Source organism: Polaromonas sp., assembly GCF_010365105.1.
GTDB lineage: Bacteria > Pseudomonadota > Gammaproteobacteria > Burkholderiales > Burkholderiaceae_C > Polaromonas.
Genome location: NZ_JAAFGZ010000026.1, coordinates 41,781 through 66,590, shown reverse-complemented (window position 1 = coordinate 66,590; position 24,810 = coordinate 41,781). Strand labels below are relative to the sequence as shown.

Sequence of the window (24,810 nt, the reverse complement as noted above, 5' to 3'; positions counted from 1 at the left end):
CGCTGTGTTCGGCCGGTTCATCCCGTCGGTCACGATCAGCGGAATGACCGGTCACGATGCCGGAATCATCGGTCACGATCACCGGAATACGCACAGTGTCAGACCCAAGCAATGCCAGGGCTACGACATAATCCGGCCAGTGCCACGCCTGGATGGGCGCTCAAGCCTTGACCCACACCTTCATACACAGGAAACCTCATGCTCATTCTTCATGGTTATTGGCTGTCGCTGGCAACCTACCGCGTGCGCGCTGCCCTCAAGTTCAAGGGCATCGCCTTTGAAGAACGCATGCACGACCTGGCTGGCGGCCATCAGCACCTGCCCGCGTTTCGCCACCTGAACCCGGCTGGCGCTGTACCCGCGCTTGAAGGCGGCACGCCCGAGCCGCTGACACAAAGCCTGGCGATTCTGGAGTGGCTGGAAGAAAGCTACCCCGACACGCCGCTGCTGCCGCCGGATGCCGCCGGCCGGGCGCGCGTACGGGCGATGTTTTTGTTGGCGGCGGCTGACACCCATCCGTTGGCTGTGCCGCGTGTGCAAAAGCGCCTGGCCGCACAGTTTGGCGCTGACGCGGCAGCAGGTCGCGAATGGGCTGCGCACTGGTACCGCGAAGGTTTGAGCGCTTACGAAGGGCTGCTGCGTGAAGGTGCCACGCGTTGCCACAACGAAACGCTCAGCCTGGCCGATCTGGCGCTGGCCAGTCATTTGGTTGGCGCAGAACGCTTTGGGGTCGATCTGGCGGCGTTTCCCCGCGTGGCAGCTGTCGGTGCGTCGCTGTTCAAGCTGCCGGAGTTTGAATCGTCGCATCCACGCCATCAGGCGGGAGCTGTTCCAACTTGAAGTGCAGGACTGCCATCAGGCCGTTGAAAGCCTCCGCCATAGCCAGCAAGGCGGGTAGGCAGAAAAAAACTTTCAACTTTGTCCGCGTTTTGTCACGGGATTCCAGCCTTCGCAAAATGACAACACGCAAGGTGAAGCGCGCACCGACAATTTAAGGCAAAAAATGCCTTTTCCGCACGTGTGACGAGCGCAAGCCACTATTTAATAAATAGCAGCCTGCGCCCTTTTCGTCATCCTTGTTCCGCCGCCGCGAACTTGAACACGCCCGGCTCATGGATCGGGTCCACATCGACTGGGATCGTGCTCTTGGGCGGAAAACGGCCTTCGAGCAGCAATTTGGACAGCGGGTTTTCAATCCGCTGCTGAATTGCACGCTTGAGTGGCCGGGCGCCAAACACCGGATCAAAACCGACCTTGGCCAGCTCGGCAATGGCTGCCTCGGATACCTCCAGCGTCAGGTCCATCTTCTGCAGCCGCGCCATCAGCACCTGGAGCTGGATGCGGGCAATCGACTCGATGTTCTTGGCGTCCAGCGCATGGAACACCACCGTCTCGTCGATGCGGTTGAGGAACTCGGGGCGGAAATAGTTCTTCAGCTCGTCGGTGACCGCGTCCTTGATCTCCTCATACGGCTTGCCGACCATCGACTGGATGATGGGCGAGCCGATGTTGCTGGTCATGACGATCACCGTGTTCTTGAAGTCCACCGTGCGCCCCTGGCCATCGGTCAGCCGGCCGTCGTCAAGCACCTGCAGCAGCACGTTGAACACGTCCGGATGGGCCTTTTCCACCTCGTCGAGCAGCAGCACGCTGTACGGCTTGCGGCGTACGGCCTCGGTCAGGTGGCCGCCCTCCTCGTAGCCGACATAGCCGGGTGGCGCGCCAATCAGGCGGGCGACCGAATGCTTTTCCATGAACTCGCTCATGTCCACGCGGATCAGGTGGTCTTCGCTGTCGAACAGGAAACCGGCCAGCGCCTTGCACAGTTCGGTCTTGCCGACGCCCGTGGGGCCAAGAAACAAAAAGGAACCCGTGGGACGGTTCGGGTCCGAAAGGCCCGATCGCGAACGACGAATCGCATTGGCGACGGCGCTAATGGCTTCATCCTGGCCAACGACACGCTGGTGCAGCCGGTCCTCCATCTGCAGCAGCTTGTCGCGCTCGCCCTGCATGAGTTTGCTGACCGGAATACCGGTTGACCGCGCCACGACTTCGGCGATCTCTTCAGCGCCGACTTGCGTACGCAGCAGCTTGGGTGCCGTGCTGGTGCCGGGCGTGGCCTCGCTGGCCTGGGCTTCTTTCAGGCGCTTTTCCAGATCGGGCAGCTTGCCGTACTGCAACTCTGCCACCTTGCCAAGGTCTCCCTTGCGGGTGAAATCTTCAATCTGGAAGCGGATGCGGGCAATCTCTTCCATCACGTCCTTGGAGCCCAGCGCCTGGGCTTTTTCAGCTTGCCAGATCTCATCCAGGTCAGCGATTTCCTTGTCCAGCTTGACAATTTCTTCTTCAATCAGGCTAAAGCGTTTCTGCGAGGCTTCGTCTTTTTCGCGGCGAACGGCTTCGCGTTCGATCTGCAACTGGATCAGCCGGCGGTCAAGCCTGTCCATGACTTCGGGTTTGGAGTCACGCTCAATGCTGATCTTGCTGGCGGCTTCGTCGATCAGGTCAATCGCCTTGTCGGGCAAAAACCGGTCGGTGATGTAGCGGTGGCTCAACTCGGCCGCCGCCACGATGGCCGGGTCCGTGATGATCACACCGTGGTGCGACTCGTACTTTTCTTTCAGGCCGCGCAAGATGGCGATGGTCGCCTCCACACTGGGCTCGCCCACCAATATCTTCTGGAAACGGCGCTCCAGCGCGGCGTCTTTTTCAATGTATTTACGGTATTCGGCCAAGGTAGTAGCGCCAACACAGTGCAGCTCGCCACGCGCCAGCGCGGGCTTGAGCATGTTGCCGGCGTCCATCGCGCCTTCGCCCTTGCCAGCGCCCACCATGGTGTGCAACTCGTCAATGAAGACGATGGTCTGGCCTTCTTCCTGCGCCAATTCCTTGAGCACGGTTTTCAGCCGCTCTTCAAATTCACCACGGAACTTGGCACCCGCCACCAGCGCGGCCATGTCTAGCGACAGCACACGCTTGCCCTTGAGCGAATCGGGCACCTCACCCGCCACGATGCGCTGCGCCAGGCCTTCGACGATGGCGGTCTTGCCAACGCCGGGCTCGCCGATCAGCACCGGGTTGTTCTTGGTGCGGCGCTGCAGCACCTGGATGGCGCGGCGAATCTCGTCGTCCCGGCCAATCACCGGGTCGAGCTTGCCCAAACGCGCACGCTCGGTCAGGTCCATGCAGTATTTCTTCAGGGCTTCGCGCTGGCCTTCGGCGTCGGCGCTGTTCACATTCTGGCCGCCGCGCACCGCGTCAATTGCCGCTTCAAGGGCCTTGCGGCTCAGGCCGTTCTCTCGGGCGATCTTGCCCACGTCAGCCTTGCTGTCGGTCAGGGCCAGCAAAAAGAGTTCACCGGCAATGAACTGGTCATTGCGCTTGATGGATTCCTTTTCGGTGGCCTGCAGCAGCTTGGCCAGCTCCGGGCCGACCGTGATCTGGTCCTGACCCTGGACTTGTGGAAGTTTTTTAACGGCGGCGTCGGCGGCCTGCATCAGGCCGTTGACGTTGACCCCGGCCCGTTCCAGCAGCGCGCGCGGTCCGTCTTCCTGGCGCAGCATGGCGGCCAACAGGTGGGCCGGTTCGATATAGCCGTTGTCATTGCCCAGCGCCAGCGACTGGGCATCGCTCAGGGCTTCCTGGAACTTGGTGGTGAGTTTGTCTTGTCGCATGAAATCTCCGGTAGAACTTTAAAAAGTTTGACCCGGAGAATCTTGGGGCTTTTGCACAGCTTTACAAGCAGCCGTGGCGCCGTGAGGCGGTCGGACTCGGCAAGAAGCTTGACAAAGGTCAAGCCCGGGCGATGCCGGGGCTCAGGCGTTGGGCGCGCTGATGCCCCATTTCGCCAGCGCCGCATCGTCGCTGACGCGGGCATCGACCCAGCGCGCGCCTTCGGGTGTCTGTTCTTTTTTCCAGAACGGCGCCTGGGTTTTCAGGTAATCCATCAGGAACTCGCAGGCCTTGAAGCTCTCGCCCCGGTGTGCGGAGGTGACGGCAACCATCACGACCTGATCGAGCGGTTGCAGCAGGCCGACCCGGTGAATGATGCGGGCAGCAAAAATATCGAAACGGCTGATGGCCTCGTCAATCATCGCCTCGATGGCTTTTTCGGTCATGCCGGGGTAGTGCTCCAGTTCCATGGAGCTGACGCTCAAGCCGTCATTGCGGTCCCGCACGGTGCCGGTGAAGGTGCAGACGGCGCCGACGCGCTTGTCGCCGCTGCGCAGCACCTCGACCTCGTCGGCCAGGTTGAAGTCGCCGGTCTGGACGGTAACGCGCGCCGCCATGCCGGTCAGCCTCCAGTGACCGGCGGAAAGAAGGCGATTTCGCAACCGTCGGTCAGCAGTGCGGCTTCACCCGTCATGACCTGGTTCACGGCCATGCGAACCGCGCTGCCGCGCGCCAGACTGGCGGCGTGCGCCGGACTGGCGGCCAGCAGTTCGTCGCGCAGGTCAGCCAGCGTCAGGGCGGACGTTTGACGAAACTCGCTGCCCTGCCCGATGGCTTCGCGGATCGACGCAAAGTATTTGATGGTGACGTTCATGGGTCAACCGGCCTTCACGACAGCAATGATGAAAACGGGATGAAACGCACCGTGTCGCCGTGCGCAATGGTCTGGCCGGCGGGGTTGTCCACCAGCCCGTCGCCCCAGACCGCCGAGGTCAGCACGCCCGAACTCTGGTTGGCGAACAGTTCCAGCCTGCCCGCCACATTCAGCCTGACGCGCAGGAATTCACGGCGTTTGTCGGCTTTTGGCCAATCAAAATCAGCGCGAAGCGCTATGGACTCAGGCGCAAGTGAGTTCGCTCCCTGCAGTTGGAGGATGAAAGGCCGCACCAGCAGCAAAAAGGTCACGAAGCTGGACACCGGATTGCCCGGCAAGCCAATGAAATGGGCTGCGCCGATCTTTCCATAGGCAAACGGCTTGCCCGGCTTGATGGCGATCTGCCACAAGTTGAGTGTTCCCAGCGCCTGCACGGCGGGCTTGATGTGGTCTTCCTCGCCAACCGACACGCCGCCGCTGGTCAGGATCAGGTCATGCTGCTGGCTGGCGCCCTTCAGCGCGTCGATGGTTGCTTCAAGCCGGTCAGGCACGATGCCCAGGTCGGTCACGGTGCAGCCCAGCCGCTGCAGCAAGGCCTTCAGGAAAAATCGGTTGGAGTTGTAGATCGCGCCGGGCTTCATGTCGGCAGGCGCCACATCGCCCGGCATCACCAGTTCGTCGCCGGTGGAAAACAGCGCCACACGCACGCGCGGCGCGACCTGCAGCCGGTCAAAACCGATACTGGCGGCCAGTCCAAGGGACGCCGGCGAGAGGCGTGTTCCGCGTTGCAGCACGACTGAGCCGGCGGCCACGTCTTCGCCACGGCGCCGTATCCACTGGCCGCATCGGGGCTGCGCAGCGATGCGAATGCCGCCCTCCACGACCTCGCAGTCTTCCTGCATCACCACCGCATCGGCGCCCGGCGGCATCGGCGCGCCGGTAAAGATACGCGCAACGCTTGCCCCCGCCAGCGCATGCCCGCTTGAGCCGGCCGGAATGCGCTGGCTGACGGGCAGCAGCGTATCGGCGCCCTGCCAGTCGGCGCAGCGCACTGCGTAGCCGTCCATCGAACTGTTGTCGTGCGCCGGCACGTCCAGGGCGGACAGCAGGTCCTGCGCCAGCACTCGGCCATCGGCATCGAACGTCGAGAGGCTTTCGGCTGGCGCCAGGGTCGTGGCGAAGGCCAGCAGTTCGGCCAGCGCCAGGTCGAGCGGCTTCATGGGCGGGCGTGCGGGCGCTGGCGCGGGTGAGGAAACTGAAGGCATGTAGCGTGTCTGGAATGTTAAAGACGGTAAAAACGGTTGAAAAAACTCACTCAGTCGAGCCGGTTTTCAAACGAATAATCAAACCGGTCCTGATTGTTGACCAGGAAATCGGCCAAGGCGTCGGCATCGTTCAAATCCAGCACCGGACGCAAGGTTGCCACCGGCAGCTGGCCGGGGGAATCGGTGGCGATGGCCACCACGTAGTCGTCGTCAGGATAACGCGTCGGCTTGCCGGACGAGGCCCGCCAGACCTCGATCTTGAGCAAGTCGCTGTGCTTGAAACCTTCGACCAGCACCCAGTCCACGCCGTCGTACAACTCGGCAATCAAATGGTGCACCGTGAGTTCGGCGGGCTGCTCGAACTCGCGCATCAGCGCCAGCCGGTTTTGCGAGGCGACGACCACTTCAAAAGCGCCGGCCTCGCGATGGCGAAAGGTGTCCTTGCCGGGATGGTCGATGTCAAACTTGTGGTGCGCATGCTTGACGACCGACACCCGCAGGCCGCGCAGCTTGAGCGCTGGAATCAGCTTTTCGACCAAGGTGGTCTTGCCCGAGCCAGAGTAGCCGGCAAATCCGACGACTTTCATCCGGCAAGCTCCATGCAACACGGCTCGCTATTAAATAAATAGCTGCTTGCGCCCGTGGAATATGCGCAAACGGCCAATTTAATGCACATTTTCGGCAATGTACTGCTTGATGGCCATGGCATCGGCCGGCAACAGCGTAACCCGCTTGGGCAGCGCTTCAATACCCTCGAAGCCCGCAGGCCGCACCGGCGGCTGGCCCAGCGCTTCTTCGATCGTGGCGGCAAACTTGATCGGCAAGGCGGTTTCCAGCACGATCATCGGAACGCCGGGCTGCAAATGCTCGCGCGCCACCTTCACGCCATCGGCGGTGTGGGTGTCGATCATGGTGCCGAAGCGCTGCCAGGTGTCCCGAATCGTCGCCAGCCGGTCGGCGTGCAGGCTCTTGCCGCTGACAAAACCGTAACGCCCGGCCGCCATGGCAAACGCCGGGTCGGCGCCCAGCTCGAAACTGCCCTGGCTGTTCAGCTGGTCGTGGAACAGCGAGCGGGTCTTGCCACCGTCACGCCCCAGCAGGTCAAACACGAAGCGCTCGAAGTTCGACGCCTTGGAAATGTCCATCGACGGGCTGGAGGTCTCAATCGTGTCGGCGCTGGTCCGAACGCGGTAGATGCCGGTGCGGAAGAACTCGTCGAGCACATCGTTCTCGTTGGTGGCGACCACCAGTTGCTCAATCGGCAACCCCATGCTGCGCGCCACATGGCCGGCGCAGACATTGCCGAAATTGCCCGATGGCACGGTGAAGCTGACTTTTTCTGCGTTCGAAGTTGTCGCCTGGAAATAGCCTGCGAAGTAATAGACGACTTGCGCCATCAGGCGCGCCCAGTTGATCGAGTTGACCGTGCCGATCTTGTACTGGCGCTTGAAGGCCAGGTCGTTGGACACAGCTTTCACGATGTCCTGGCAGTCGTCGAACACGCCGTCGATGGCAATGTTGTGGATGTTTTTGTCCTGCAGGCTGAACATTTGCGCCTGCTGGAACGGGCTCATGCGGCCGTTGGGCGAGGTCATGAAGACGCGAACGCCCTTCTTGCCGCGCATGGCGTATTCAGCGGCACTGCCGGTGTCGCCGCTGGTCGCGCCCAGGATGTTCAGTTCCTCGCCGCGCCGCGCCAGCTCGTACTCGAACAGGTTGCCCAGCAACTGCATCGCCATGTCCTTGAAGGCCAGCGTCGGGCCGTTGGACAGGGCTTCGAGGTACAGGCCACTTTCCAGCGGGCGCAGCGGGGCGATTTCCTTCGTGCCAAAGACTTGCTCGGTGTAGGTCTTGTCACAGATCGCCTTCAGGTCGGCGGCAGGAATGTCGTCGATGTAGAGCGACAGCACTTCGAACGCCAGCCCGGCGTAGGACAGGCCGCGCCATTTCGTGAGCATGGCGCCATCGACCTGCGGATAGTATTCGGGCAGGTACAGGCCGCCGTCGGGCGCCAGGCCTTCGAGCAGAATTTCGCAAAAACGCTTGCGCTCGGGCGGATTGCCCGACGATGCGCGGGTAGAGATGTAATGCATCAGGCCAGTTCCTCCTTGCGGATGCGCGTGATGGGCGCCAGCACGGTGGGCAGCGCCTGCATCTGTGCGATGGCTTCGTTCATCCGGGCCTCGACGCAGTCGTGGGTGAGGATGATCAGGTCGGTCTGTGTCGAACCTTCGCCGCCCACCTCGTCGGCTTCGCGCTGCAGCACCGCGTCTATGCTGATGCCGAGCGACGCCAGGATGCCGGTGACATTGGCCAGCACGCCGGCTTCGTCGGCCACGTTCAGGCGCAGGTAGTAGCTGGTGACGATTTCCGACATCGGCACGATGGCCAGGTCGCTCATGGCATCAGGCTGAAAAGCCAGGTGCGGCACGCGGTGCTCGGGGTCGGCAGTGTGCAGGCGGGTGATATCGACCAGGTCGGCAATCACCGCACTGGCGGTCGGCTCGCTGCCGGCGCCCTTGCCGTAGTAAAGCGTGGTGCCGACGGCATCGCCATGCACGACGACGGCGTTCATCGCGCCTTCAACATTGGCCAGCAGGCGCTTGGCCGGGATCAGGCTTGGATGCACGCGCAACTCGATGCCTCCTGACACGCGCTTGGTGATGCCCAGCAGCTTGATGCGGTAGCCCAGTTGCTCGGCGTAACGGATGTCCTGCGCCGCCAGAGCCGTGATGCCCTCGACATAAGCCTTGTCGAACTGCACCGGAATGCCGAAGGCAATGGCACTCATCAGCGTCGCCTTGTGCGCGGCGTCCACGCCTTCGATGTCGAAGGTCGGGTCGGCTTCGGCGTAGCCCAGGCGCTGCGCTTCCTTGAGCACCACGCCGAAGTCCAGGCCCTTGTCGCGCATTTCAGAAAGAATGAAATTGGTCGTGCCGTTGATGATGCCGGCGATCCACTGGATGGAGTTGGCGCTCAGGCCTTCGCGCAGCGCCTTGATGATCGGGATGCCGCCTGCCACCGCCGCCTCAAAGGCCACCATCACGCCCTTGCGCTGGGCGGCAGCGAAAATCTCGGTTCCATGCACGGCGAGCAGCGCCTTGTTGGCCGTCACCACGTGCTTGCCTGACTCGATGGCTTCGAGCACGAGTGCCTTGGCAATGCCGTAACCGCCGATCAACTCGATCACGATGTCCACGTCAGGACTGGCCACGACCTGGCGTGCGTCGTTGACCACCTGCACGCCATCGCCAACCAGCGCCTGGGCACGCGCCACGTCGAGGTCTGCGACCATGGTGATTTCGATGCCGCGTCCGGCACGGCGGCGAATCTCTTCCTGGTTGCGCTTGAGCACATTGAAGGTGCCGCTGCCCACGGTGCCGATGCCCAGAAGGCCTACCCGGATAGGGCTCAAATTCGTCGTTGTCGTTTTTAGGTTCACCTGGAGTCCTGCGAATCGTGGTTGTGCAAACTGGCCGTTTGAATCATGGCGCAGCGGGAAAATAAAAAGTCACAAGGTCAAATCAGCTTGTTGCGGTATTTTTCAAGAAACAGCGCAATGCGGCCAATGGCTTCGCGCAGGTCTTCCTCATGCGGCAGAAAGACGATACGGAAATGGTCCGGCGCGGCCCAGTTGAAGCCCGTGCCCTGCACCAGCATGACCTTGGTTTCCTTGAGCAATTCGAGGAAAAACTGCCGGTCGTCCTTGATCGGATAGACCTCCGGGTCGAGACGGGGAAACATGTAGAGCGCCGCGCTGGGCTTGACGCAGCTCACACCCGGAATGGCGGTGATCAGCTCATACGCCAGGTCGCGCTGGCGCCGCAGCCGTCCGCCTTCGCAGGTCAGGTCGTTGATGCTCTGGTAACCGCCCAGGGCCGTCTGGATGGCCCACTGGCCCGGCACGTTGGAACACAACTTCATGTTGGCCAGCATGTTCAGGCCTTCTATATAGTCCTGCGCCCTTTTCTTGGCACCGGAAACCACCAGCCAGCCTGCGCGGTAGCCACAGGAACGATAGCTCTTGGAGAGGGAATTGAAGGTCAGCGTCAGCACGTCTGTGGACAGGCTGGCCAGCGCGGTGTGCCTGACGCCGTCGTACAGCACCTTGTCATAGACCTCGTCGGCCAGGATCACCAGGTTGTGTTCGCGCGCAATCTCGACAATGCCTTTGAGCAGCGCGTCGGAATACAGTGCGCCGGTCGGGTTGTTGGGATTGATGACCACAATGCCTTTGGTACGCGGCGTGACCTTGGCGCGGATATCGTCCAGACTGGGCATCCACCCATTGAACTCGTCGCAGATGTAGTGGACTGGCGTGCCGCCCGCCAGGCTGACCGAGGCAGTCCACAAGGGGTAGTCGGGCGACGGCAGCAGCAGCTCGTCACCGTTGTCGAGCAAGGCATTGGTGGCCATCGAAATCATCTCGCTGGCGCCGTTGCCCAAATAGATATCGTCCAGCGTCACGCCTTTGATGCCCTGCTTTTGCGTCTCGTGCATCACCGCCTTGCGGGCTGCAAAAATGCCCTTGCTGTCCGAGTAGCCGGCTGACGCCGGCAGGTTGCGGATCATGTCCTGCTGGACTTCCTCGGGCGCATCAAAACCGAACACCGCCAGGTTGCCAATGTTGAGCTTGATGAGTTTTTGGCCCTCTTCTTCCATCTGCTTTGCCGCGTCCATGATCGGGCCGCGAATGTCGTAGAGCACGTTGGCCAGTTTGGCGGACTTGTTGATCGGTTTCATGTCGCTTTTGATGAGAAGTTGTGCAGTGCCGCTTCGCCAATGGAACGTGCCAAAGTTGAAAACCCGGTGCAGCCACCTGAGTTTTGGACGGAATCTATAATTTGACCACATAAAACACTGATTTCTACCTTCAACTCCGCAGCCTGGCGGTTGTAGCCAGCCCGGCCGCTGGAGCAAACGCCACCACTTTCCAAACCGTATGAAACTTCAACCAGATCGCCTTGATGTCCAGTCCATTCTTGCCTACGGCACCGGATGGGTTGGTCTGGGCAACAACGGCGTTGCTGAAAAAATCGACTACAGCGTCGTGATTGGCTCACGCGGAGAAAAACTGCCGTGGAATTGCCAACGCTTCGAGCAACTCACCGCCGAGCACTTCGCATTGCTGGCGGACATGAAGCCGGAACTGGTTATTTTTGGCAGCGGCACGCGCCTCCGGTTTCCACCCCCGGCTTTTTTGCGCGGACTCATGGATCAGCGTATTGGCCTGGAAACCATGGACACGCTGGCGGCGTGCCGAACCTACAACATTCTGGCCGGCGAAGGACGCCATGTGGTTGCGGCGCTGCTGATAGACCCGGATGCAATCTGAGAGTCGGGCAATGACCCTTTCAGGGTAAAATATAGGGTTGCACTTGGCACCGCACCCCGTGAACGACATCTGTCTTCACTGGCAAAGGCCGCGGCTAATTACAACTACTTTCGTCAGGGTACCCTCAGTATGGCAGTCGTCGTCAATAAACCTCTTCCCGAATTCGAAGCGCTCGCCACCGGCGGCCTCAAAGTTTCGAATCAAACGCATCTGGGCAAAGTGGTCGTGCTATTTTTCTACCCGAAAGATAACACGCCGGGCTGCACCACCGAAGCGATGCAGTTTCGAGACCATTACAAGGATTTTCTCAAGGCAGGAGCCACTGTTTTCGGCGTCTCGCGCGACAACATGAAATCTCATGATGAGTTCAAGTCCAAACTTGAACTTCCCTTCGAGTTGATCGCCGATACCGAAGAAAAAATGTGCCACATGTTTGGCGTGGTGAAGAACAAGATCATGTACGGCAAGAAGGTCAAGGGCATCGAGCGCAGCACTTTTCTGGTCGGCGCAGACGGCCTGTTGAAAGAAGAGTGGCGCGGTCTGAAGGTTCCCGGCCATGTCGAGGAAGTCCTGAAGGCTGTCAAGGGCCTCAAGAAAGAAGCCTGAAACCTGCTTCACGCCTGTCGCAAGGGCGGTCATTTGAGTTGTGCATAATGAGTTCATGCAATTGACCCCAGCGACAGCGTTCAAAAAAAGCCGCCCCGGCCCTGAGGCGGCTTTTTTTATTTCTGAAACTTCATGGAAAGAGTTCTAAGCACCATGCCCCTGCCTCCCGCCCCGACCAAACGTGCTGCCCTGCTTTCACCAGACGTGCTTGATGCGCCGGTACGCGCGTCCGCAAAGGCACCGCGCAAATCCTCCAAACCCGTTGAATCGGCCATCCAGCCTGTTGCCGTTGGACTGCTGGAAAGACGTGCTGTCACAGAACGTGAGCAGCCGATCATTTATGCAGAGAAAAAGGCTATTCCCGCAGTAGATACGCGGGCCATCAGCTCTCAAAAAGAGAGCGTGCCGCGTGCCCAGCCCGCCTTCAGGCCGAAAAAGACCCGACCGTCCAGCCAGCCCAAGCTCTTCGTGCTCGATACCAATGTCCTGATGCACGACCCGATGTGCCTGTTCCGTTTCGAAGAACACGATATTTTCCTGCCGATGATCGTGCTGGAAGAACTCGACGGCCACAAGAAAGGCATGACGGAAGTGGCCCGCAATGCGCGCCAGACGAGTCGTACGCTCGACGGACTCGCCGGAGCAAACGGTGCCGACATCGGCAAGGGCCTGAAGCTGAACACCACCGGGCACCCTGAAGCCAGTGGCTGCCTGTTTTTTCAGACCAAGGTGTTGGACTACACCTTGCCCATGAGCCTGCCGCAGGGCAAGGCCGACAACCAGATCCTTGGCGTGGTTGAAGCCCTGCGCAAGGAATATGCACCGCGCGAGGTCGTGCTGGTCTCCAAGGACATCAACATGCGCGTCAAGGCGCGTGCTTTGGGACTCAATACCGACGACTACCAGAATGACAAGGTTCTTGAAGATGGCGACCTGCTGTATGCAGGCTCGCTGGCCCTGCCGCCCGACTTCTGGACGCGCCAGAGCAAGACCATTGAAAGCTGGCAGCAAGGCATCCACACGTTCTACCGGATCACCGGCCCGATCGTGCCGAGCCTGCTGATCAACCAGTTCGTGTTTTTCGAGTCTCCCGGCGAACCATCGCTGTATGCGCGTGTCACGGAAATCCAGGGGAAAACAGCTGTCCTGAAAACCCTGAAGGATTTCACCCACCTGAAGAATTCGGTCTGGGGCGTCACGATGCGCAACCGCGAACAAAATTTCGCCATGAACCTGCTGATGGATCCAGAAGTGGACTTTGTCACCCTTGCCGGTACGGCAGGCACCGGCAAGACGCTCATGGCTCTGGCCAGCGGGCTGACACAGGTGCTCGATGACCGGCGTTACACCGAAATCATCATGACCCGTGCCACGGTGTCGGTTGGCGAAGACATCGGCTTTCTTCCCGGTACCGAGGAAGAAAAAATGGGACCGTGGATGGGCGCGCTCGATGACAACCTGGAAGTTCTGGGCAAAACCGACGGCGGAGCGGGCGAATGGGGCCGCGCTGCGACCAATGAACTGATCCGTTCACGAATCAAGGTCAAGAGCATGAACTTCATGCGCGGCCGGACCTTTATGAACAAGTACGTCATCATTGATGAAGCGCAGAACCTGACACCCAAGCAGATGAAAACCCTCATCACCCGTGCCGGGCCTGGCACCAAGATCGTCTGCATGGGCAATCTGGCGCAGATCGACACGCCGTATCTGACAGAAGGATCGTCGGGCATGACGTTTGCTGTTGACCGCTTCAAGGGCTGGCCGCATGGCGGCCACATCACACTGGCGCGTGGAGAACGTTCGCGACTGGCGGATTTTGCCAGCGAAGTGCTTTAAAGGCACTTGTCCGGATTTCGTGCGGTTGGCTGGTCGCAGGACAAAAACCAAGACGGCCATGGCATGAATCCAGTAAAAAGCCAGGTCAGTTGACCTGGCTTTTTACTTTTTTAACTGGTGAAGTCGAGTAGCCGCCACTTTGCTGAATCCATGCGCAACGCCGGAAAAATGTATACCCTGTAAGCCGGGGAAACAGATAACAGATTTTTTGGCGAGATGGATTCTTCAAATTATTCTGTTTTCAAATTAATCCGATATGTCGTTACTTGGCCTTGCCGTGCTGCAGGCTGTTCTCCGGCTTCACACCTCATCGCGGATTGATTTGAAAATGGAATCAGGAGCTTTGAACGTTGTCAATAAAAAAAGGACTTAGCGAGATGCGTAAGTCCTTGATTTCATTGGTGGGCGGTGCAAGTTTCGAACTTGCGACCCCTGCAGTGTGAATGCAGTGCTCTACCCCTGAGCTAACCGCCCTGTTGGTCAGCTTTCGATTATATGCTGCTTTTCAAGCATTATTTGTAACTCCCGAGTTTTCCAAACGCCAAATTGTTTTTCCGCGGCTTGCCTTGTCGAGCATTGCCAGGACTTTTTCATGTGCTTGCATCTCATGATGACTAGGCAGTACCACTGGAAGGTCAAAAATGCGCAGGTCGATCATGAGTTCGTCATTGTCTGACTGTACCGGGCTGCCGATATCCATCATCAGGCTGTTCTGACCGCGGGTAAGGTTGATGTACACATCCGCTAGCAACTCAGCGTCCAGCAATGCGCCATGCAGGGTACGACCGGAATTGTCGACCTCAAGGCGGTCACACAGGGCATTGAGCGAATTTCGCTTGCCCGGGAACATCTCCTTCGCCATCATCAGGCTGTCGGTGACCTTGGCCACCCAATGCATGAGGGGTTCCCTGCCGATCAGTTCGAGTTCCTTGTTCAGAAAACTGACATCGAAAGGCGCGTTGTGAATGATCACCTCGGCGCCTTGCAGGTAGTCAAGCAACTCGTCCGCCACGGCTGCGAACCTGGGCTTGTCTTTCAGGAATTCATTGCTGATGCCGTGAACCTTCAATGCATCTTCGTGGCTGTCGCGCCCGGGATTGAGATAGAAATGCTTGTTGCTGCCGGTTAACTTGCGCGCGACAAGTTCCACGCAGCCGATTTCAATGACACGGTCACCGTTTTCGGCAGAAAGGCCCGTGGTTTCAGTATCCAGAACAATTTGGCGCATGGTCAGAATTCTCGGCTTGAACGCATTTAATGATTTTCCTTGGCATGATTGATTGAATACTTGGGGATTTCAACAGTGACATCCGCTTGTGCCAGAAAGGCCTGGCAACTCAGGCGTGAGTTAGGTTCCAGGCCCCAGGCCCGGTCCAGCAGGTCTTCCTCGCTTTCATCAATCTCGTTGAGCGACCTGAATCCCTCGCGCACGATGACATGGCAGGTCGTGCATGCGCAGCTCAAGTCACAGGCATGCTCGATGTTGATCTTGTTGTCGAGCAACGCTTCACAGATGGAAGTACCTGCTGGCGCCGATATTTCGGCGCCTTGTGGACAATATTCGGGATGGGGAAGAATCTTGATGATGGGCATGGTGTCGATCTGTGGGTAATAAGAGTGCGAAGAGTGCGGCAAGGTGGTCAGACCGACTCGATGTTCTTTCCGGCCAGTGCTTTCTGAATGCCCCGATTCATGCGCTGGGCTGCAAAAGCTTCGGTGCCTTTGGCAAGCGCCTGCGTTGCTGCCTCGATGGAAACGGCATCGCCGTTAATACGGGCATCGGCGAGCGTAGCCATCAGGTGGTCAGTCTGCACACGTTCGCTTGAACTGAGCAGGTCCGCATCAGCTTCCAGCGCACTTTGAATCGCCAGGATCATACGATCCGCATCCACCTGCGCCTCCACCAACGCACGCGAACGCATGTCTTGCTGGGCGGTGGCAAAGCTATCCTGGAGCATGCGGGCGATTTCATCGTCCGACAAACCATAGGAGGGCTTGACGTCGATTTGTGCTTCGACACCGCTGATCTGCTCACGGGCATTGACGCTGAGCAGGCCATCGGCATCCACCGTGAACGTCACACGAATGCGTGCAGCGCCAGCGACCATCGGAGATATGCCGCGCAATTCAAAACGCGCCAGGCTGCGGCAATCAGCCACCAGGTCGCGCTCACCCTGCACCACATGCAGCGCCAGGGCAGTCTGTCCATCCTGGTAAGTGGTGAAATCCTGTGCCATGGCCGTGGGGATGGTCTGGTTGCGCGGAACGATGCGCTCGACCAAGCCGCCCATGGTTTCGACGCCCAGTGAGAGGGGAATCACATCGAGCAACAAGAGGTCATCACCCGTGTTGTTCCCCGCCAGTTGATTGGCAGAAATGGCCGCCCCGAGTGCCACCACTTCGTCGGGGTTGAGATCGACCAGCGGTTCACGTCCGAAAAAAGTTGCGACGGCCTTGCGCACCTGCGGCATGCGGGTGGAGCCGCCCACCATGACCACGCCATCAATTTCTTCACGCTTCAGGCCAGCGTCGCGCAAGGCTTTGCGCGCGGCATTCAGGGTACGCTGGGTAAGATGCGCTGAAACAGCTTCAAAATCTGCTGCATTTATTTCAAAATTGATCGATGCCTTCGACAGGCGTACGGAAAATGGCACTGATGGCGCTTTGGACAGCGCCTCTTTGCAGGCTCGAGCAGTTTTTTGCAGTACAGCCTTGTCTGATGCGCTCAGCGTATCCACGGTCACCCCGCCCTTGGTCAGCGTCCATTCAACCAGTGCACGATCGTAATCATCGCCGCCAAGGGCAGAATCTCCGCCTGTCGAGACCACTTCAAACACCCCTTGAGACAAGCGCAGGATGGAAATATCAAACGTTCCGCCCCCGAGGTCATAAACCGCATACACGCCTTCGCTGGCATTGTCCAGCCCATAGGCAATGGCCGCGGCAGTGGGTTCGTTGATCAGGCGCAGTACATTCAATCGGGCCAGTTGCGCCGCATCTTTGGTTGCCTGGCGCTGGGCATCATCAAAATAGGCGGGCACGGTGATCACGACCCCATAGATATCATCGTCAAAAGTGTCTTCGGCGCGCTGTCGCAGCGACGCCAGAATTTCGGCACTGACTTGCACCGGACTTTTTTCACCGGCTGCGGTTTGCAGCGTGACCATGCCCGGCTTGTCGATGAAGCGATAAGGCATTTGCTCGCGTTTGCCAATGTCGTCGATACCCCGCCCCATCAGCCGCTTGACAGAAGAAATTGTGTTGCACGGATCGTCAACCTGGGCCGTGAGGGCATCAAAACCGATCTGCGTCCGCCCGTCCTCGAGGTAACGCACGACACTTGGCAGCAACACCTGACCCTGGTCATCGGGCAGGCATTCTGACAGCCCATTTCGCACGCTGGCCACCAGTGAATGGGTGGTGCCGAGGTCAATGCCGATGGCGATGCGCCGCTGGTGCGGGTCTGGCGTCTGGCCAGGTTCGGATAATTGCAAAAGTGCCATGGCGCTGTTCTTTACTGAGTTTCTTAAATAGCTTATTGTTCCAGCAGATCAATGCGTTCATCGACCTCACGGGTAAAGCGTTCGATAAACATGAGGCTTCTAACCTGTTGAGCAGCTTCGAAAAAATCTCTCTTCTGATCCAGCATCTGCTCTATTTTTAATAGCTGTCTATGCCCGCCATTCCTTGCCTGAATGGCAATTTTATCCAGGTCTTCGATCCCCTCGGCCTCTTCCAGCGCTTCGCGCCATTCCATTTGCTGCATCAGGAAGACGGCTGGCATGGCGGTGTTGTTCTCGGCATTGATCGGCGCGCCATGCAGTTCGCACAAATAACTGGCGCGCTTGAGCGGGTCCTTGAGCCGCTGGTACGCCTCATTGATCCGGACAGACCACTGCATGGCCAAACGCTGCGCCGCCGCTCCCTGCGCTGCAAATTTGTCAGGATGAGCTTCGCGCTGCAGTTCTTTCCAGCGCGCGTCAAGTTGCGCCCGGTCCTGGACAAACTGCATGGGAACGCTGAAAAGTTCGAAGTCGTTGGATTGAAGGTTCATGGAATGAAAAAGCCGCCAGCATGGTCAGTGAAGGCGGCATTGGAAAAAATCGATGCGCAATGCTGCGCCGTGCAAGATATCGCCGGTTTGCCACTCAAACGCGAAAACTTTCACCGCACCCACAGCGGTCACGCTCATTGGGGTTGATGAACTTGAAGCCTTCGTTCAGGCCTTCGCGCACAAAATCAAGCTGGGTACCATCAATGTAGGCCATGCTTTTGGGATCCACCAGCACCTTGACGCCATTGTCTTCAAACACGACATCTTCGGGTGCGATTTCATCGGCGTATTCCAGCTTGTAAGCCAGTCCAGAACAGCCGGTGGTCTTGACGCCCAGGCGCACGCCCACACCCCTGCCACGCTTGCTCATGTAGCGGGTAACGTGGCGGGCGGCAGCGTCGGTAAGGGTAACGGACATATCAATCGCTTGAAGTAAACAGGGGTTGATCAGAGCGCGGCTGCAACGGCAGGCAGATGCTTTTGCTTGTAATCGTTGACCGCTGCCTTGATGGCATCTTCTGCCAGGATGGAGCAATGAATCTTCACAGGGGGCAACGCCAGTTCCTCGGCAATGGCACTGTTCTTGATGCTCGCCGCCTGGTCCAGCGTCTTGCCCTTGACCCATTCCGTCACGAGTGAACTGGAGGCAATGGCCGAGCCGCAGCCGTAGGTTTTGAAGCGCGCATCCTCAATCACGCCGGTGACCGGATTCACCTTGATCTGCAGTTTCATCACGTCGCCGCAAGCCGGTGCGCCGACCATGCCGGTGCCTACCGTTTCGTCGCCCTTTTCAAAAGAACCGACGTTGCGGGGGTTTTCGTAGTGGTCCACCACTTTTTCACTGTAAGCCATTGAAGTACTCCTTGAATGCTGGTTATCGGGCAAATGGCGGGTTCAGCGCCATCGGGATGCCTGTTTGATTAATGGGCTGCCCACTGGATGGTGGACAGGTCAACACCATCCTTGAACATTTCCCAAAGGGGCGACAGGTCGCGCAGCTTGGCCACATTTTCCTTGATGGTGGCAACGGCGTAGTCGATTTCCTCTTCGGTGGTCCAGCGGCCAATCGTCATGCGCAGGCTGCTGTGCGCCAGTTCGTCGCTGCGGCCCAGGGCGCGCAGCACGTAGCTGGGCTCCAGGCTCGCCGAGGTGCAGGCTGAACCGCTCGACACCGCCAGACCCTTGATGCCCATGATCAGCGACTCGCCTTCGACGAAATTGAAGCTCATGTTCAGGTTGTGCGGCACACGCTTTTCGGCATGGCCGTTGAGAAACACTTCCTCTACATCCTTCAGGCCATTGAGCATGCGCTCATGCAATGCACGGATGCGTTTGTTTTCTTCATGCATTTCGGCCTTGGCAATGCGGTAGGCCTCGCCCATGCCGGCGATCTGGTGCGTCGGCAAGGTGCCTGAGCGCATGCCGCGCTCATGTCCGCCGCCGTGCATTTGCGCTTCAAGGCGCACACGCGGCTTGCGACGCACATACAGCGCGCCAATGCCTTTGGGACCGTAGGTCTTGTGCGAGGTCAGGCTCATCAGATCGATCGGCAGGCTGGCCAGATCGATATCGACGCGACCAGTGGCCTGCGCTGCATCCGAGTGGAAAATAATGCCTTTTTCGCGGCAAATCGCACCAATGGCGGCCATGTCCTGGATCACGCCGATTTCGTTGTTGACGAACATGACGCTCACAATGATGGTGTCCGGGCGGATTGCCGCCTTGAACACGTCCAGGTCCAGCAGACCGTCAGCCTGAACATCCAGGTAAGTGACTTCAAAGCCCTGACGCTCCAATTCGCGGCAGGTATCGAGCACCGCCTTGTGCTCGGTCTTGACCGTGATGAGGTGCTTGCCCTTGGACTTGTAGAAATGAGCCGCGCCCTTGAGCGCCAGGTTGTTGGATTCGGTGGCGCCGCTGGTCCACACAATCTCGCGCGGATCGGCACCGATCAATGCTGCCACCTGCTCGCGGGATTTCTCCACCACGGCTTCGGCCTCCCAGCCCCAGGCATGGCTGCGGGACGCGGGATTGCCAAAATGCTCGCGCAACCACGGGATCATCGCGTCCACTACCCGTGGATCGCAAGGGTTGGTAGCGCTGTAGTCCATGTAAATCGGGAAGTGTGGGGTATCCATAGGGCGGGCTCTCTTGTTTTTACGGGCTGGCGACTTGATGAAACGATGGCATTCCGGCGATGTATTCCGAACCGGTCAGGATTTGGAAAAAGCGTTGCCGAGTGCAAACACGGAGTTGGGCGCATTCACGCGGACGGGCTTGACAATGGGGGAGGCAAAGACTGCCTTTTTGACCTGCGGCGTGCTTTCCACCATGACGCCCTTGGCAAGTTGGTCGTCAACCAGCTTTTGCAAACTGACCGAATCAAGAAACTCGACCATCCGGGTGTTCAACGAGGACCACAGGTCGTGCGTCATGCACCGCGTGCCATCGTCCTGGCAATTTTCCTTGCCGCCACACTGGGTGGCGTCAATGGGTTCGTCCACCGACACGATGATGTCGGCAACGGTGATTTCGGACGCCTTGCGGCCCAGCGTGTAACCGCCGCCGGGGCCACGGGTGGATTCGACCAGTTCATGGCGACGCAGCTTGCCGAACAACTGCTCCAGGTAGGACAGGGAAATCTGCTGGCGCTGGCTGATCGCTGCCAGCGTGACCGGACCGTTGTTCTGGCGTAATCCCAGATCGATCATCGCTGTGACCGCAAAACGGCCTTTGGTTGTAAGACGCATAACAAGCTCCTTAAAGTGCGCTTGACTGTCGTTTTGACCCCGAAAGCTTGTGACTCTCAGGGAACTTATCCCTCAATGTCCCGACTGGCTTCAAAGCCGCTTGCAGGAGTTTTTTTATGGGTGTCAGGTTCTTGACTAATTTCGTCAAGTATACCACGCAAGGTCATTTTTCGCAGGCTGAAGCTCCGTTGCGTATGGCAATAACCCCAATCAAATCAACATCCCGAAGATCCGATCCGGCAACGACGCTGTCATGCGGCCGAGGAAATCGGCACCACATTGTCGGTTCCGGGCGCTCCGAAAGCCTGCTCCGTGCAATTGGTCGCGCACCCGGGCCGCCTTTTCGAACTCCAGGTTTTTCGCATGTTCGACCATCTGCTTTTCGAGGCGCTTGATTTCACGCGAAACGTCCTTTTCGCTCATGTCCTCAACCAGCGCTTTTTGCATCTCCAGCTTTTCGGCTTCCTTGCCGGATTTTTCGCTGTACACCCCATCAATCAGGTCCTTGATGCGCTTGACGATGCTGCGCGGCGTGATGCCGTGCAGGGTATTGAACTCCAGCTGCTTGTTTCGCCGGCGCTCGGTTTCACCCATCGCCCTTTGCATTGAATCGGTGATCCGGTCGGCGTACAGAATCGCCCGGCCGTTCAGGTTGCGGGCAGCGCGGCCAATGGTCTGGATCAGACTGCGCTCCGAGCGCAGGAAACCTTCCTTGTCGGCATCCAGAATCGCCACCAGCGAGACTTCCGGAATGTCCAGCCCTTCGCGCAGCAGGTTGATGCCGACCAGCACATCGAAAGCGCCCAGGCGCAGGTCGCGCAAAATCTCGACCCGCTCGACGGTTTCCACATCGCTGTGCAGGTAGCGCACCTTCACGCCGTTTTCGCTCAGGTAATCGGTCAGCTGCTCGGCCATGCGCTTGGTCAGCGTGGTGATCAGCACCCGTTCGTTGATCTCCACACGGATGCGGATTTCCTGCAGCACGTCATCGACCTGGTGCGTGGCCGGCCGAACCTCCACCTGCGGATCGACCAGCCCGGTAGGCCGGACCACCTGCTCGACGACTTGTCCGGCATGCTCGTTTTCGTAAGCGGCCGGCGTGGCAGAGACAAAAATCGCCTGCCTCATCTTGGTTTCAAACTCCTCGAACTTGAGCGGCCGGTTGTCCAGCGCGCTGGGCAATCGGAAACCGTATTCGACCAGCGTCGTCTTGCGGGCCCGGTCGCCGTTGTACATGGCGTTGAGCTGGCCGATCATGACGTGGCTCTCGTCCAGGAACATCACCGAGTCTTTCGGCAAATAGTCGCACAGCGTCGATGGTGCCGAACCCGGTGGCGCGCCGCTCAGATGGCGGGTGTAGTTCTCGATGCCCTTGCAGTGGCCAATTTCGCCCAGCATTTCAAGGTCAAACCGGGTGCGCTGCTCGATGCGCTGGGCTTCGATCAGCTTGCCGTCGGCGATGAACTGCCCTACCCGCTCGGACAACTCCAGCTTGATGGTTTCCACGGCCGTCATCACCTTGTCGCGCGGCGTGACGTAATGGCTTTTCGGATACACCACGAAGCGCGGGATTTTCTGCCGGATACGGCCCGTCAGCGGGTCAAACAATGAAAGCGTCTCGATCTCGTCGTCGAACAACTCAATGCGAATGGCCAGCTCCGAATGCTCGGCTGGAAACACATCGATCACGTCGCCACGCACCCGGAAAGTGCCGCGCGAAAAATCAGCGTCGTTGCGGCTGTACTGCATGCGGATCAGCCGCGCAATCACATCGCGCTGGCCCATCTTGTCGCCAATGCGGGCAATGAAACGCATCTGGGTGTAATCCTCGGGCGCGCCAATGCCGTAGATGGCACTCACGGTCGCGACGATGATGGTGTCGCGCCGCTCCAGCACGCTCTTGGTCGCCGACAGCCGCATCTGCTCGATGTGCTCGTTGATGGCCGAGTCCTTTTCAATGAACAGGTCGCGCTGCGGCACATAGGCTTCGGGCTGGTAGTAGTCGTAGTAGCTGACGAAATACTCGACCGCGTTTTTCGGGAAGAATTCACGAAATTCGCTGTACAGCTGCGCGGCCAGCGTCTTGTTCGGCGCAAACACGATCGCCGGCCGGCCCAGCCGGGCAATCACATTGGCCATGGTAAAGGTCTTGCCCGAGCCGGTCACGCCGAGCAGGGTTTGAAAGACCTCGCCGTCCCTCACGCCGTCCACCAGCTTGTCGATGGCCTGCGGCTGGTCGCCTGCGGGTAGATAGGGCTGGAACAACTCGAAAGGCGAATCCGGAAAACGGATGAACTGGCCGACGCCCCCGGCATCGGCCGTGACTTCCATGATTTCTGGCATAAAAAATCCCATCAGGCCCCGTTAAAATCCGGGGCAATTAAACACACTATGACATTCGGGCAAAGGCGGGAATTGCAATCCCTGCCGCTCGACCACCAGACCTTTTGCCGGGACAACACCCGGCGCCATCCGCCTTGCCCAAGGCACATTTTTCACTTCTAAGGATATTCCATGTCTTTGTTTACCGCCGTCGAAATGGCCCCGCGCGACCCGATCCTGGGCCTGAACGAACAATTTGGCGCCGACACCAACCCCGCCAAGGTCAACCTCGGCGTGGGCGTCTATTACGACGACAACGGCAAGCTACCGCTGCTCGAATGCGTCCAGATTGCTGAAAAACAGATGATGGAAGCGCCCAAGGCACGTGGCTATTTGCCGATTGACGGCATTGCCGCCTACGATTCGGCCGTCAAGGGCCTGGTGTTTGGCGCCGACAGCGAACCTGTTGCCTCGGGCCGCGTGGCCACGGTGCAGTGCATCGGCGGCACGGGCGGCCTGAAAGTCGGTGCCGACTTCTTGAAGCGCCTGAACCCGGACGCCAAAGTCCTGATCAGCGACCCAAGCTGGGAAAACCACCGCGCGCTGTTCACCAACGCCGGCTTCACGGTCGAAAGCTACCCGTATTACGACGCAGCCACGCGCGGCATCAACTTCGACGGCATGCTGGCCGCGCTGAACGCTGCGCCTGCTGGCACGGTCGTCGTGCTGCACGCCTGCTGCCACAACCCGACTGGCTATGACATCACCGCCGCCCAGTGGGACCAAGTCGTTGCCGCCGTCAAGGCCAACAACTTGGTAGCCTTTCTGGACATGGCCTACCAGGGCTTTGGCTATGGTCTTGAAGAAGACGGCGCGGCTGTCGGCAAGTTTGTTGCGGCCGGCCTGGACTTTTTCGTCTCCACCTCTTTTTCCAAGAGTTTCAGCCTGTACGGCGAACGCGTCGGCGGCCTGAGCGTGGTGTGCGAGAGCAAGGAAGAAGCCGGCCGCGTGCTGAGCCAGCTCAAGATCGTCATCCGCACCAACTACAGCAACCCGCCGATTCATGGCGGCACGGTGGTCGCCATGGTGCTGAACACGCCCGAGCTGCGTGCGTTGTGGGAAAAGGAACTCGGCGAGATGCGCGTGCGCATCAAGGCCATGCGCCAGAAGCTGGTCGATGGCCTGAAAGCCGCTGGCGTGAAGGAAGACATGAGCTTCATCACCCAGCAGATCGGCATGTTCAGCTATTCGGGCTTGAGCAAGGACCAGATGGTGCGCCTGCGCAGTGAGTTTGGCGTCTATGGCACCGACACCGGCCGTATGTGCGTGGCCGCGCTGAACAGCAAGAACATCGACTATGTTTGCGCATCGATTGCCAAGGTGATCTAAAGCAGTCGCGGGCGTGCCGAAAAGACGCCGCTTCAAACCCATGCCAGTCAGCCCCGCGCTGACTGGCATTTTTTTGCATCAAATCAGCCTTTTGCGCAGGCTGCACGGGCGCTGATAGCTATATTTTCAATAGCAATTAACGTGAACATGGCAGCGCATGCGCACTATCAGCGCTGGCGGGCCTGCCTGACGGCCAGCGTCAGCGCCATCACGGCAATCAGCGCAAAGCAGACAAAAGACCAGTTGGCAATCGAGCCGCCCAGAAAGGTCCAGTCAATCGCAGTGCAGTCGCCACTGCCCTTGAAAATCAGCGGAATCGCGCGCTTGAGCGGAAAGGTTTCGATCATTCCGTAAAAATCACGGCCACACGAGACGATTTCAGGCGGATACCACTGCAGGAAACTCTGCCGCGCCGCCACGAAGGCGCCAAAACCCGACAGCAACACCAGCAAGCTGGCACCGGTGATCAGGAAATTCCGCCGGGCGCTCAGGGCGCTGACGCCTGCAACGATGGCCACCAGCGCCAAGGCATAGCGCTGCACGATGCACATCGGGCAAGGCTCCAGCCCCACCACATGCTGCAAGTAAAGACCAAAAGCAAGCAGCGCCACACATACTGCGGCCGTCAGTGCCAGCAAGCGGCGCGGCATGGTGTCGAAATACGTCAAAAACATTCAATTCCCTCTTGGTTGATCGATTCAAGG

Annotated in this window: 22 protein-coding genes, 1 tRNA gene and 1 pseudogene; 5 read left to right on the top strand and 19 right to left on the bottom strand. The window is 59.1% G+C overall.

Annotated elements, in window-relative coordinates; translation table 11 throughout:
• Positions 1-198 precede the first annotated feature (198 nt).
• Entirely contained in the window at positions 199-840 is a 642-nt protein-coding gene (maiA, locus tag GZ092_RS15860; protein ID WP_293637824.1) for a maleylacetoacetate isomerase, read from the top strand.
• Positions 841-1,070: 230 nt separating this feature from the next.
• Here the strand turns inward: maiA and clpB are convergent, their stop codons facing one another.
• The 8 genes from clpB to GZ092_RS15820 all read right to left on the bottom strand — a co-directional run bounded on the left by clpB (position 1,071) and on the right by GZ092_RS15820 (position 10,554).
• On the bottom strand, positions 1,071-3,674 hold the full coding sequence (gene clpB / locus GZ092_RS15855) for an ATP-dependent chaperone ClpB (RefSeq protein WP_293637823.1): 2,604 nt from the start codon (positions 3,672-3,674) through the stop codon (positions 1,071-1,073).
• Between the two features lie 141 nt (positions 3,675-3,815).
• On the bottom strand, positions 3,816-4,289 hold the full coding sequence (gene moaE / locus GZ092_RS15850; RefSeq protein WP_293637822.1) for a molybdopterin synthase catalytic subunit MoaE: 474 nt from the start codon (positions 4,287-4,289) through the stop codon (positions 3,816-3,818).
• Positions 4,290-4,294: 5 nt separating this feature from the next.
• Positions 4,295-4,546, bottom strand: a complete 252-nt coding sequence (locus GZ092_RS15845; RefSeq protein WP_293637821.1) for a MoaD/ThiS family protein — start codon at positions 4,544-4,546, stop codon at positions 4,295-4,297.
• Between the two features lie 14 nt (positions 4,547-4,560).
• Positions 4,561-5,811 (bottom strand): gephyrin-like molybdotransferase Glp, encoded by a 1,251-nt coding sequence (gene glp, locus GZ092_RS15840; RefSeq protein WP_293637820.1) that lies wholly within the window; start codon positions 5,809-5,811, stop codon positions 4,561-4,563.
• Between the two features lie 50 nt (positions 5,812-5,861).
• Positions 5,862-6,416, bottom strand: coding sequence for a molybdopterin-guanine dinucleotide biosynthesis protein B (gene mobB, locus GZ092_RS15835; RefSeq protein WP_293637827.1), 555 nt, complete (start codon positions 6,414-6,416; stop codon positions 5,862-5,864).
• Positions 6,417-6,476: 60 nt separating this feature from the next.
• On the bottom strand, positions 6,477-7,904 hold the full coding sequence (thrC, locus tag GZ092_RS15830) for a threonine synthase (protein ID WP_293637818.1): 1,428 nt from the start codon (positions 7,902-7,904) through the stop codon (positions 6,477-6,479).
• On the bottom strand, positions 7,904-9,226 hold the full coding sequence (locus tag GZ092_RS15825) for a homoserine dehydrogenase (RefSeq protein ID WP_293637816.1): 1,323 nt from the start codon (positions 9,224-9,226) through the stop codon (positions 7,904-7,906). The genes thrC and GZ092_RS15825 overlap by 1 nt, the downstream gene beginning before the upstream one ends.
• Positions 9,227-9,330: 104 nt before the next feature.
• On the bottom strand, positions 9,331-10,554 hold the full coding sequence (locus tag GZ092_RS15820) for a pyridoxal phosphate-dependent aminotransferase (RefSeq protein WP_293637814.1): 1,224 nt from the start codon (positions 10,552-10,554) through the stop codon (positions 9,331-9,333).
• Positions 10,555-10,753: 199 nt separating this feature from the next.
• Here GZ092_RS15820 and GZ092_RS15815 point away from each other — a divergent pair, with 199 nt between their 5' ends.
• From GZ092_RS15815 to GZ092_RS15805, 3 genes are all read left to right on the top strand, one after another.
• Positions 10,754-11,146, top strand: coding sequence for an Mth938-like domain-containing protein (locus GZ092_RS15815; RefSeq protein ID WP_293637812.1), 393 nt, complete (start codon positions 10,754-10,756; stop codon positions 11,144-11,146).
• 129 nt (positions 11,147-11,275) lie between these two features.
• Positions 11,276-11,752, top strand: a complete 477-nt coding sequence (locus GZ092_RS15810; RefSeq protein ID WP_293637810.1) for a peroxiredoxin — start codon at positions 11,276-11,278, stop codon at positions 11,750-11,752.
• Between the two features lie 153 nt (positions 11,753-11,905).
• Positions 11,906-13,591 carry a PhoH family protein gene (locus tag GZ092_RS15805; protein WP_293637808.1) on the top strand — a complete coding sequence of 562 codons (1,686 nt, stop codon included), beginning with the start codon at positions 11,906-11,908 and terminating at the stop codon, positions 13,589-13,591.
• Between the two features lie 399 nt (positions 13,592-13,990).
• On the opposite strand, the gene GZ092_RS15800 is transcribed toward GZ092_RS15805, so the two are convergent.
• The 10 genes and pseudogenes from GZ092_RS15800 to uvrB form a co-directional block, all read right to left on the bottom strand.
• A tRNA-Val gene (locus GZ092_RS15800) sits at positions 13,991-14,065 on the bottom strand.
• Positions 14,066-14,096: 31 nt separating this feature from the next.
• Positions 14,097-14,819, bottom strand: a complete 723-nt coding sequence (gene dnaQ / locus GZ092_RS15795; protein WP_293637806.1) for a DNA polymerase III subunit epsilon — start codon at positions 14,817-14,819, stop codon at positions 14,097-14,099.
• A gap of 26 nt (positions 14,820-14,845) precedes the next feature.
• Positions 14,846-15,184 carry an ISC system 2Fe-2S type ferredoxin gene (gene fdx, locus GZ092_RS15790; RefSeq protein WP_036811272.1) on the bottom strand — a complete coding sequence of 113 codons (339 nt, stop codon included), beginning with the start codon at positions 15,182-15,184 and terminating at the stop codon, positions 14,846-14,848.
• A gap of 47 nt (positions 15,185-15,231) precedes the next feature.
• Positions 15,232-17,094 (bottom strand): Fe-S protein assembly chaperone HscA, encoded by a 1,863-nt coding sequence (hscA, locus tag GZ092_RS15785; RefSeq protein ID WP_293637803.1) that lies wholly within the window; start codon positions 17,092-17,094, stop codon positions 15,232-15,234.
• A gap of 32 nt (positions 17,095-17,126) precedes the next feature.
• A complete protein-coding gene (hscB, locus tag GZ092_RS15780) occupies positions 17,127-17,645 on the bottom strand; it encodes a Fe-S protein assembly co-chaperone HscB (protein ID WP_293637802.1) in 519 nt (172 codons plus the stop codon).
• Positions 17,646-17,739: 94 nt separating this feature from the next.
• Positions 17,740-18,063 (bottom strand): iron-sulfur cluster assembly protein IscA, encoded by a 324-nt coding sequence (gene iscA, locus GZ092_RS15775; RefSeq protein WP_036811265.1) that lies wholly within the window; start codon positions 18,061-18,063, stop codon positions 17,740-17,742.
• Between the two features lie 29 nt (positions 18,064-18,092).
• Positions 18,093-18,497: a Fe-S cluster assembly scaffold IscU gene (gene iscU, locus GZ092_RS15770; protein ID WP_293637791.1), complete on the bottom strand. Its 405-nt coding sequence runs from the start codon at positions 18,495-18,497 to the stop codon at positions 18,093-18,095.
• A gap of 68 nt (positions 18,498-18,565) precedes the next feature.
• The gene (locus tag GZ092_RS15765; protein ID WP_293637789.1) at positions 18,566-19,783 is read right to left on the bottom strand and encodes an IscS subfamily cysteine desulfurase; all 1,218 of its coding nucleotides are present in this window, start codon (positions 19,781-19,783) and stop codon (positions 18,566-18,568) included.
• A 75-nt stretch (positions 19,784-19,858) separates the two neighbouring features.
• Positions 19,859-20,395: a Fe-S cluster assembly transcriptional regulator IscR gene (gene iscR / locus GZ092_RS15760; RefSeq protein WP_029524665.1), complete on the bottom strand. Its 537-nt coding sequence runs from the start codon at positions 20,393-20,395 to the stop codon at positions 19,859-19,861.
• A 251-nt stretch (positions 20,396-20,646) separates the two neighbouring features.
• Positions 20,647-22,738: pseudogene (uvrB, locus tag GZ092_RS15755) on the bottom strand (excinuclease ABC subunit UvrB).
• Positions 22,739-22,909: 171 nt separating this feature from the next.
• Between uvrB and GZ092_RS15750 the strand changes: the two are divergent.
• Positions 22,910-24,106, top strand: coding sequence for an amino acid aminotransferase (locus GZ092_RS15750; protein ID WP_293637785.1), 1,197 nt, complete (start codon positions 22,910-22,912; stop codon positions 24,104-24,106).
• A 167-nt stretch (positions 24,107-24,273) separates the two neighbouring features.
• Here the strand turns inward: GZ092_RS15750 and GZ092_RS15745 are convergent, their stop codons facing one another.
• Positions 24,274-24,780, bottom strand: a complete 507-nt coding sequence (locus GZ092_RS15745) for a disulfide bond formation protein B (RefSeq protein WP_293637784.1) — start codon at positions 24,778-24,780, stop codon at positions 24,274-24,276.
• Positions 24,781-24,810 lie beyond the last annotated feature (30 nt).

What these genes read in the sequence shown, in the direction of transcription:
- hscA (WP_293637803.1), bottom strand. Translation starts at nt 17,094, where the DNA reads ATGGCACTTTTGCAATTATCCGAACCTGGCCAGACGCCAGACCCGCAC.
- GZ092_RS15750 (WP_293637785.1), top strand. Translation starts at nt 22,910, where the DNA reads ATGTCTTTGTTTACCGCCGTCGAAATGGCCCCGCGCGACCCGATCCTG.
- iscU (WP_293637791.1), bottom strand. Translation starts at nt 18,497, where the DNA reads ATGGCTTACAGTGAAAAAGTGGTGGACCACTACGAAAACCCCCGCAAC.
- moaE (WP_293637822.1), bottom strand. Translation starts at nt 4,289, where the DNA reads ATGGCGGCGCGCGTTACCGTCCAGACCGGCGACTTCAACCTGGCCGAC.
- GZ092_RS15820 (WP_293637814.1), bottom strand. Translation starts at nt 10,554, where the DNA reads ATGAAACCGATCAACAAGTCCGCCAAACTGGCCAACGTGCTCTACGAC.
- dnaQ (WP_293637806.1), bottom strand. Translation starts at nt 14,819, where the DNA reads ATGCGCCAAATTGTTCTGGATACTGAAACCACGGGCCTTTCTGCCGAA.
- iscR (WP_029524665.1), bottom strand. Translation starts at nt 20,395, where the DNA reads ATGCGTCTTACAACCAAAGGCCGTTTTGCGGTCACAGCGATGATCGAT.
- GZ092_RS15815 (WP_293637812.1), top strand. Translation starts at nt 10,754, where the DNA reads ATGAAACTTCAACCAGATCGCCTTGATGTCCAGTCCATTCTTGCCTAC.
- iscA (WP_036811265.1), bottom strand. Translation starts at nt 18,063, where the DNA reads ATGTCCGTTACCCTTACCGACGCTGCCGCCCGCCACGTTACCCGCTAC.
- GZ092_RS15745 (WP_293637784.1), bottom strand. Translation starts at nt 24,780, where the DNA reads ATGTTTTTGACGTATTTCGACACCATGCCGCGCCGCTTGCTGGCACTG.
- GZ092_RS15810 (WP_293637810.1), top strand. Translation starts at nt 11,276, where the DNA reads ATGGCAGTCGTCGTCAATAAACCTCTTCCCGAATTCGAAGCGCTCGCC.
- fdx (WP_036811272.1), bottom strand. Translation starts at nt 15,184, where the DNA reads ATGCCCATCATCAAGATTCTTCCCCATCCCGAATATTGTCCACAAGGC.
- GZ092_RS15805 (WP_293637808.1), top strand. Translation starts at nt 11,906, where the DNA reads ATGCCCCTGCCTCCCGCCCCGACCAAACGTGCTGCCCTGCTTTCACCA.
- clpB (WP_293637823.1), bottom strand. Translation starts at nt 3,674, where the DNA reads ATGCGACAAGACAAACTCACCACCAAGTTCCAGGAAGCCCTGAGCGAT.
- glp (WP_293637820.1), bottom strand. Translation starts at nt 5,811, where the DNA reads ATGCCTTCAGTTTCCTCACCCGCGCCAGCGCCCGCACGCCCGCCCATG.
- GZ092_RS15765 (WP_293637789.1), bottom strand. Translation starts at nt 19,783, where the DNA reads ATGGATACCCCACACTTCCCGATTTACATGGACTACAGCGCTACCAAC.
- maiA (WP_293637824.1), top strand. Translation starts at nt 199, where the DNA reads ATGCTCATTCTTCATGGTTATTGGCTGTCGCTGGCAACCTACCGCGTG.
- GZ092_RS15845 (WP_293637821.1), bottom strand. Translation starts at nt 4,546, where the DNA reads ATGAACGTCACCATCAAATACTTTGCGTCGATCCGCGAAGCCATCGGG.
- thrC (WP_293637818.1), bottom strand. Translation starts at nt 7,904, where the DNA reads ATGCATTACATCTCTACCCGCGCATCGTCGGGCAATCCGCCCGAGCGC.
- hscB (WP_293637802.1), bottom strand. Translation starts at nt 17,645, where the DNA reads ATGAACCTTCAATCCAACGACTTCGAACTTTTCAGCGTTCCCATGCAG.